This window comes from Brevundimonas sp. UBA7534 (assembly GCF_002479325.1).
Taxonomy (GTDB): Bacteria; Pseudomonadota; Alphaproteobacteria; order Caulobacterales; family Caulobacteraceae; genus Brevundimonas.
On the sequence record NZ_DLMO01000084.1, the window covers coordinates 39,699 to 45,743 of the forward strand.

Consider the following 6,045-nt stretch of genomic DNA (forward strand, 5'->3'; position numbering starts at 1 on the left):
AGGCGATCCGCACCCATATCACCGGCGTCGGCCAGGACATCGCCAACATCTATCAGATCATCGGTCGACACGACCAGCGGCTGGGTCGGATCGAGACGCGTCTGGGCCTTCTCGAACCCGCGCACTGACATTTCCGCCAAACGGTGCTAGAGGCCCGCGCCATGAGCGCCGCCGTCATCGTCTTCCCCGGGNNTGCAACGGCTTCCAGATCCTATGCGAGGCGGGGATGCTGCCGGGCGCCCTGTTGCGCAACAAGGGCCTGAAATACGTCTGCAAGCCGATCAGCCTGACGGTCGCCAACGGCCAGACGCGCTTTACCGCCGGCTACCAGGGCCAGCGCGAGGTCGTCATGACTCAGGGCAACGGCGACGGAAACTTCTTCGCCGACGCCGACACGCTGGCCCGCATCGAGGGCGAGGGCCAGGTGGTCTTCCGCTATGTCGATAACCCCAACGGCTCGGTCAACGACATCGCCGGCGTCCAGAACGAACGCGGCAACGTCCTGGGCATGATGCCCCACCCCGACCGCGCCTTCGAGGCCGAACTGGGCTCCGCCGACGGCGCGACCCTGTTCCGGAGCATCTACGCGGCGGCTTGACGGCAATCTGAAGTTGGGTTGAATGGATCGATGCCCCGCTCAATCCTGCTGCTTCTCATCAGCTTCGCGACTGCTGCCCCTGCCGTCGCATGGTGTCAGGATGACCCTAGCGACTGGGCGCTGACGCGTGCGCCTGAGGCGAAGGCCGTCGTCGCCACGATCAGCTTTACAAACGGTCTCAGCCTGATCGCACGGTGCCAGGACGGCGTGTACGACATCATAATTCAGGGTCTGCCCGAAGTTGCAGGCGCCACGCGTGCTCTCTCGCTCCAGGTCGGCGAAGGGGGCGAGGCCAAGAGCAGCACCTGGAGCGTCGGCACGAACAGGTCAGTCGCCTTCAGCCGAATCCCGGCCATCGTCGCCCGCGACCTCGCGGGGGGAGGCGCGCTCCAAATCACCGTGCCGCCGGACAAGGAAGGCGAGCGGCGCATCCGCTACGTCATGGACATAGAGCCATCCAGCACCGCGATCGAACAGACCCTGACAGCCTGTGGTCGCCCCCTGGTGGACCCGCGCATGACAGGCATCGACAAGATGGAGGGCAACGGCCAGGACGGGTTGCCTGCTTTTGTCCAATGGCGTTCCCCTCCCCGACCGACCTTCCCGGAGCCGGTGGGGGGACGAATGCCCACGCGAGGCTACGTCGTGTTGACCTGCCTGGCGAAGGAGGACGGCTCGTTGACCGATTGCCAGACGGAGAGCGAGGTGCCCGCGGGCTACAACCTGGGCCGCTCCGTCGAGCGGGCCCTGCCGCGCGCCAGGGTGTCGTTGACAGACGAGGCCGCCGCCGCCGGGATCGACTTGCAAGGCCGCATGATAAGCTTTTCGGTCAACTTCGAGCTGCGCTAGCCCGCGTTGTCCAGGCCCTGGACGCTGACGTTCTCATCCAGCTGATCCCGGTCGCCGGCCTCGACCGACACGCCGTTCTCCAGTTCTTCGTCTTCGTCGGCGGTGTTGACGCCGCCGGGATCGCGCTGGGCGGCCAGTTCGCGCGCGCCGACGCCCTGGCCGGCCTCGATGGCCAGATTGGCCTTGACCTCATCGGTCTGGAAGGTCGGGGTTTCCTTGGGGGTGTCGGGGGCGTCGGCCATGGTCGTTCTCCTGTGATGATGCAGGAGAACCGGCCGGGTGCCCCCCGGTTCCGTCAGCGGTCGACCAGGGGCTCCAGGGCGGCGCGGGACAGGGGCCGAAAATCGTAGAAGCGTCCGTCCAACACCACCGTGACCTGATGCGCCTGCGGCCTTTGCAGGACGGCCGGGTCGTCAAGAGGGACCGCGCGACCCGAGGCGGGGTCGCGCACGTCCACCTCCAACGCGCGCCCCGGCCCTCCCGCTCGCACGAGGTCCAGGAAGCGGCGCACCTCCAGAGCCTGTTGCGCCGGCGTCAGGGCGGCGCGAACGCGCGTCCAGGCGCTCTGCAGCGCTGCGGCGTCCGGGCTCGTGGCGGCCAGCGGCGGCGTGTCCTGCGCCCGCCCTTGCGCGGCGTGAAGGCCGGCGCCGGCGGCCAGCAGAACGGGGATGAGAAGACGGGCGGCGACGAACTTCACGGCGGCTCCGTGTCGGTGAGAGGCGTCCAGACTAACATCGCCCGCCCGACCGCGATATCCGGCCGTGAACCAAGCGCGGCCCCCGTGCGTATTGCCAAGCCAGACGATCATCCCCTTATTCCGGAAACGCCATGTCCTCGGTCATCCGCCCCACGCCGGCCCAGCGCACCCGCCGCCTGTTGGTGCTGGCCGCCGCCGTCTTCGCCGTCGTGGTCCCGCTGGTCCAGAACCTTGCGGGCCTGGGCCTGACCCAGGCCGAATTCGCCGCCGACGGAAACTCGACCCTGCGCGTCGCCGGCTACGCCTTTTCGATCTGGGGCCTGATCTATGTGGGAATCCTGGCCTACGCCGTGCGCCAGGTCCTGCCCCAGACCGGCGAGAGCGACATGATCCGGCGGCTGGGCTGGCCGTCGGCCGTGGCCTTCTTCGGCATCGGCCTCTGGATCGTGGTGGCGGCGATGAACCTGAAGGCGGCCAGCGTCGCCGTGATCTTCGCCGCCCTGATCGCCCTGCTCATCCCCCTGCTCGTCCTGGCGCCCCTGGCGCGAGGGCTGGGCCGGTTCGAGCGCGATCGGCTCCTGGTGCTGTGGCCTCTGGCGGCGCTGGCGGGGTGGCTGACGGTGGCGGCTCCGCTCAACCTGATCACCACGTTGACGGCCTTCCAGGCCTTGCCGGAAATGCTGGCGCCGGGCGGCTGGGCCATTCTGGCGATCGTCGTCACGACGGCCGTGGCGCTGGGTGTCACTGCGGCGTTGCGCACCCTGGTCTATCCGCTTCCGCCAGCCTGGGGCCTGCTGGGCGCCTTCGTCGCCGAACACGGACAGAAGCCTGCCGTCGCCTTCACCGCCCTGGCTTGCGCCATGCTGCTGTTGATCGGCGGCGTACTGCTGGCCTTCCGGCTGAAGCCTGGCGTCGAACGGGCGACTTAAGGTTTGGCGGCTCCATCCGGCGTCTCTCCGTCGCCGACGTCGAAGGCTCCGGCTTCGTCAAAGCCCACGCTGCCCACGCCTGCAGCCGAGCCGGTCAGGTGCTGGCGGCGACTGTCCATCGCCATCTCCGGCGCGACCTCGTCCAGGGCCGCGGTAATCTCCGGGTCGTCGGACCGGTCCATCTGCTGGCCATCGGCCGGCGTGGGGGCGACGCCGTTGGGGCTGCGGGTCATCGGTCGGCTTCCTTCTGGACCGTCTCGGCCAGGGCCGAGACTCCGGCGTCGTCGGCCGCGATCTCGGGTCCGCCGCCGGGCGGGTTGTCCTCGGGAAATTCCGCCGGCGAACCCGGCGGGAGTTCCGTTGGCGTGTCGGCGGGAACGCCCGGCGCGCTGGGCTCGGGCTGGGGCGTCTGCGGCGAGGGCGTCAGGGGATTGGGCTCGATCTCGGGTTGGGTCATGGCGGCGTCCTTTCGCCGGAATCAATCGCCGGGCGCGCCGGATGTTCCGTCCCCGCAAGCGCGAGGCTGACAGGACGGCCATCTGCGGCTAGAAGCCCCGCCCATGAGCGCTCCCGAAAAGACCCCCGCCAAGTCGATGGCCGAACTGGCCGCCGAATACGGCCTGGCCCCGAACGAATACCAGGTCGTGCTGGACCGGCTGGGCCGCGAGCCCAATCAGGTCGAGTTGGGCGTCTTCTCGGTCATGTGGTCCGAGCACTGCTCCTACAAGTCGTCCAAGATCCATCTGGGCAAGTTCCCGACCACCGGCGATCGCGTCATCTGCGGGCCGGGCGAGAACGCGGGCGTCATCGACATCGATGACGGCGACGCCTGCATCTTCAAGATGGAGAGCCATAACCACCCCTCCTACATCGAACCCTATCAGGGCGCGGCGACGGGCGTGGGCGGCATCATGCGCGATGTCTTCACCATGGGCGCGCGCCCGGTGGCCCTGCTGAACGCCCTGCGCTTCGGCGACGTGAACCATGAGAAGACCAAGCGTCTGGTCTCGGGCGTCGTCTCGGGCATCGGCGGCTACGGCAACTGCGTCGGCGTGCCGACCGTGGCGGGCGAGACCAACTTCCACGCCGGCTACAACGGCAACATCCTGGTCAACGCCATGTGCGTGGGCCTGGCGAAGGCCGACAGCATCTTCTATTCGGCCGCGCCCTCGGCAGGCCTGTCGGTGGTCTATTTCGGATCGAAGACCGGCCGCGACGGCATCCACGGCGCCACCATGTCCTCGGCCGAATTCGACGACGAGTCGGAATCCAAGCGCCCCACCGTCCAGGTCGGCGATCCCTTCGCCGAGAAACTGCTGATCGAGGCGACGCTGGAGTTGATGGCCTCGGGCGCCGTCGCCGCCATCCAGGACATGGGCGCGGCGGGCCTGACCTCTTCCTCGGTCGAAATGGCCGGCAAGGGCGGCGTCGGCATCGAGCTGAACATGGACGCCGTGCCCCAGCGCGAAGAGGGCATGACCGCCTATGAGATGATGCTGTCGGAGTCGCAGGAGCGGATGCTGGCGGTGCTGAAGCCCGGCCGAGAGGACGACGGCTATCGCATCTTCCAGAAGTGGGGCCTGGACGCCGCCGTCATCGGGGTGACCACCGACACTGGCCGGCTGGTGCTGAAGCATCATGGCGAGACCGTCTGCGACGTGCCGCTGGCGCCGCTGTTCGACGACGCGCCGCTGTACGACCGCCCCTGGGTCCAACCCGAACTCCAGCCCAAGCTGAACCATTCCGACATCCCCGCGCCCGAGAACTGGGCCGATGCGGTGATGAAGGTCGTGGCCTGCCCCGACATGGCGTCCAAGCGCTGGATCTGGGAGCAGTACGACCGCCACGTCATGGCCGACACGTTGCAGGATTCGGCCACCGGCGCCGACGCCGGCGTGGTCCGCGTCCACGGCACCGACAAGGGCCTGGCCGTGACCTCGGACTGCACCCCCCGCTACGTCCAGAACGACCCCTATGAGGGCGGCAAACAGGCCGTGGCCGAGGCCTGGCGCAACCTGACCGCCGTTGGCAGCCGCCCCATCGCCATCACCGACAATCTGAACTTCGGCAATCCCCAGCGGCCCGAGATCATGGGCCAGATCGTGCGCGCCATCGACGGCATGGCCGAGGCCTGCCGCGAACTTTCCTTCCCGGTCGTGAGCGGCAACGTGTCGCTCTACAACGAGACCAACGGCGTCGCCATTCCGCCGACGCCGACCGTGGGCGCGGTCGGCCTTCTGCCCAACTACGACGTGGTCACCGGCTTCTCGACCATGGCCGAGGGCGACGCCCTGGTCCTGATCGGCCAAACGACCGGCGAACTGGGCGCCTCGATCTATCTGCGCGAGGTGCTGGGCCGCGAGGACGGCGCCCCGCCGCCCGTCGATCTGAAGCTGGAGAAGAAGACCGGCGACTTCGTGCGCGGCCTGATCGAGGCCGGCGACCTGACCGTGGTTCACGACCTGTCGGACGGCGGCCTGATCGGCGCGGCGGCCGACCTGGCCCTGGCCTCGGACGTCGGCGTGACGCTGGACGCCACCAGCGCGACCCACGCCCACATCTTCCTGTTCGGCGAGGACCAGGCCCGCTATCTGGTCGCCGTGTCAGACCCCGACACGCTGATCGCCAGGGCCCAGGCGGCCGGCCTCCACGCCTCGGTCGTCGGCCACGCGGGCGGGGACGCCTTCGCCTCCAAGGGCGACAAGGGCGAGCTGTTCAGCATCCCCGTCGCCCACCTGCGCGAATGGCACGAAGGCTGGATGCCGGGCTGGATCGAAGCGCGGGGCTGAGCTTGCCCTGTCCTCGATAATCCTCATATTGAGGACAGGAGACGCTTTCATGTCCAAGTCGCAGACTCTGAACGTCCGCATCAGCGGCCCGTTGAGCGAGTTCGTCTCGGCCAATGTCGGCCAGGACGGCGCCTACGAAAACGTCAGCGAATATGTGCGCGATCTAGGGTTCGTACTCAATCA

7 protein-coding genes and 1 pseudogene are annotated in these 6,045 nt (G+C 68.3%); 4 read left to right on the top strand and 4 right to left on the bottom strand.

Annotation, left to right across the window (positions count from 1 at the left end; genetic code table 11):
- Nucleotides 1-193: 193 nt before the first annotated feature.
- Both B2U11_RS06405 and B2U11_RS06410 read left to right on the top strand, forming a co-directional pair.
- A pseudogene (locus tag B2U11_RS06405) lies at nucleotides 194-598 on the top strand (phosphoribosylformylglycinamidine synthase subunit PurQ); the annotation flags it as partial.
- 30 nt (nucleotides 599-628) lie between these two features.
- Complete coding sequence (locus B2U11_RS06410) at nucleotides 629-1,447, top strand: hypothetical protein (protein ID WP_292070658.1); 819 nt, start codon at nucleotides 629-631, stop codon at nucleotides 1,445-1,447.
- Here the strand turns inward: B2U11_RS06410 and B2U11_RS06415 are convergent.
- On the bottom strand, nucleotides 1,444-1,689 hold the full coding sequence (locus tag B2U11_RS06415) for a hypothetical protein (protein WP_292070659.1): 246 nt from the start codon (nucleotides 1,687-1,689) through the stop codon (nucleotides 1,444-1,446). The genes B2U11_RS06410 and B2U11_RS06415 overlap by 4 nt on opposite strands.
- Nucleotides 1,690-1,742: 53 nt before the next feature.
- Nucleotides 1,743-2,144 (bottom strand): hypothetical protein, encoded by a 402-nt coding sequence (locus B2U11_RS06420; protein ID WP_292070661.1) that lies wholly within the window; start codon nucleotides 2,142-2,144, stop codon nucleotides 1,743-1,745.
- A 131-nt stretch (nucleotides 2,145-2,275) separates the two neighbouring features.
- Between B2U11_RS06420 and B2U11_RS06425 the strand changes: the two genes are divergently transcribed.
- Nucleotides 2,276-3,073, top strand: coding sequence for a hypothetical protein (locus B2U11_RS06425; RefSeq protein WP_292070662.1), 798 nt, complete (start codon nucleotides 2,276-2,278; stop codon nucleotides 3,071-3,073).
- Here the strand turns inward: B2U11_RS06425 and B2U11_RS06430 are convergent.
- Together B2U11_RS06430 and B2U11_RS06435 are read right to left on the bottom strand one after the other, a co-directional pair.
- Nucleotides 3,070-3,306 carry a Tat pathway signal protein gene (locus tag B2U11_RS06430; protein WP_292070663.1) on the bottom strand — a complete coding sequence of 79 codons (237 nt, stop codon included), beginning with the start codon at nucleotides 3,304-3,306 and terminating at the stop codon, nucleotides 3,070-3,072. The two genes, B2U11_RS06425 and B2U11_RS06430, sit on opposite strands and share 4 nt — an antisense overlap.
- Nucleotides 3,303-3,530 (bottom strand): hypothetical protein, encoded by a 228-nt coding sequence (locus B2U11_RS06435; RefSeq protein WP_292070665.1) that lies wholly within the window; start codon nucleotides 3,528-3,530, stop codon nucleotides 3,303-3,305. Before B2U11_RS06435 ends, B2U11_RS06430 begins: the two co-directional genes overlap by 4 nt.
- 103 nt (nucleotides 3,531-3,633) lie before the next feature.
- Here B2U11_RS06435 and purL point away from each other — a divergent pair, with 103 nt between their 5' ends.
- Complete coding sequence (gene purL, locus B2U11_RS06440; RefSeq protein WP_292070666.1) at nucleotides 3,634-5,862, top strand: phosphoribosylformylglycinamidine synthase subunit PurL; 2,229 nt, start codon at nucleotides 3,634-3,636, stop codon at nucleotides 5,860-5,862.
- Nucleotides 5,863-6,045 lie beyond the last annotated feature (183 nt).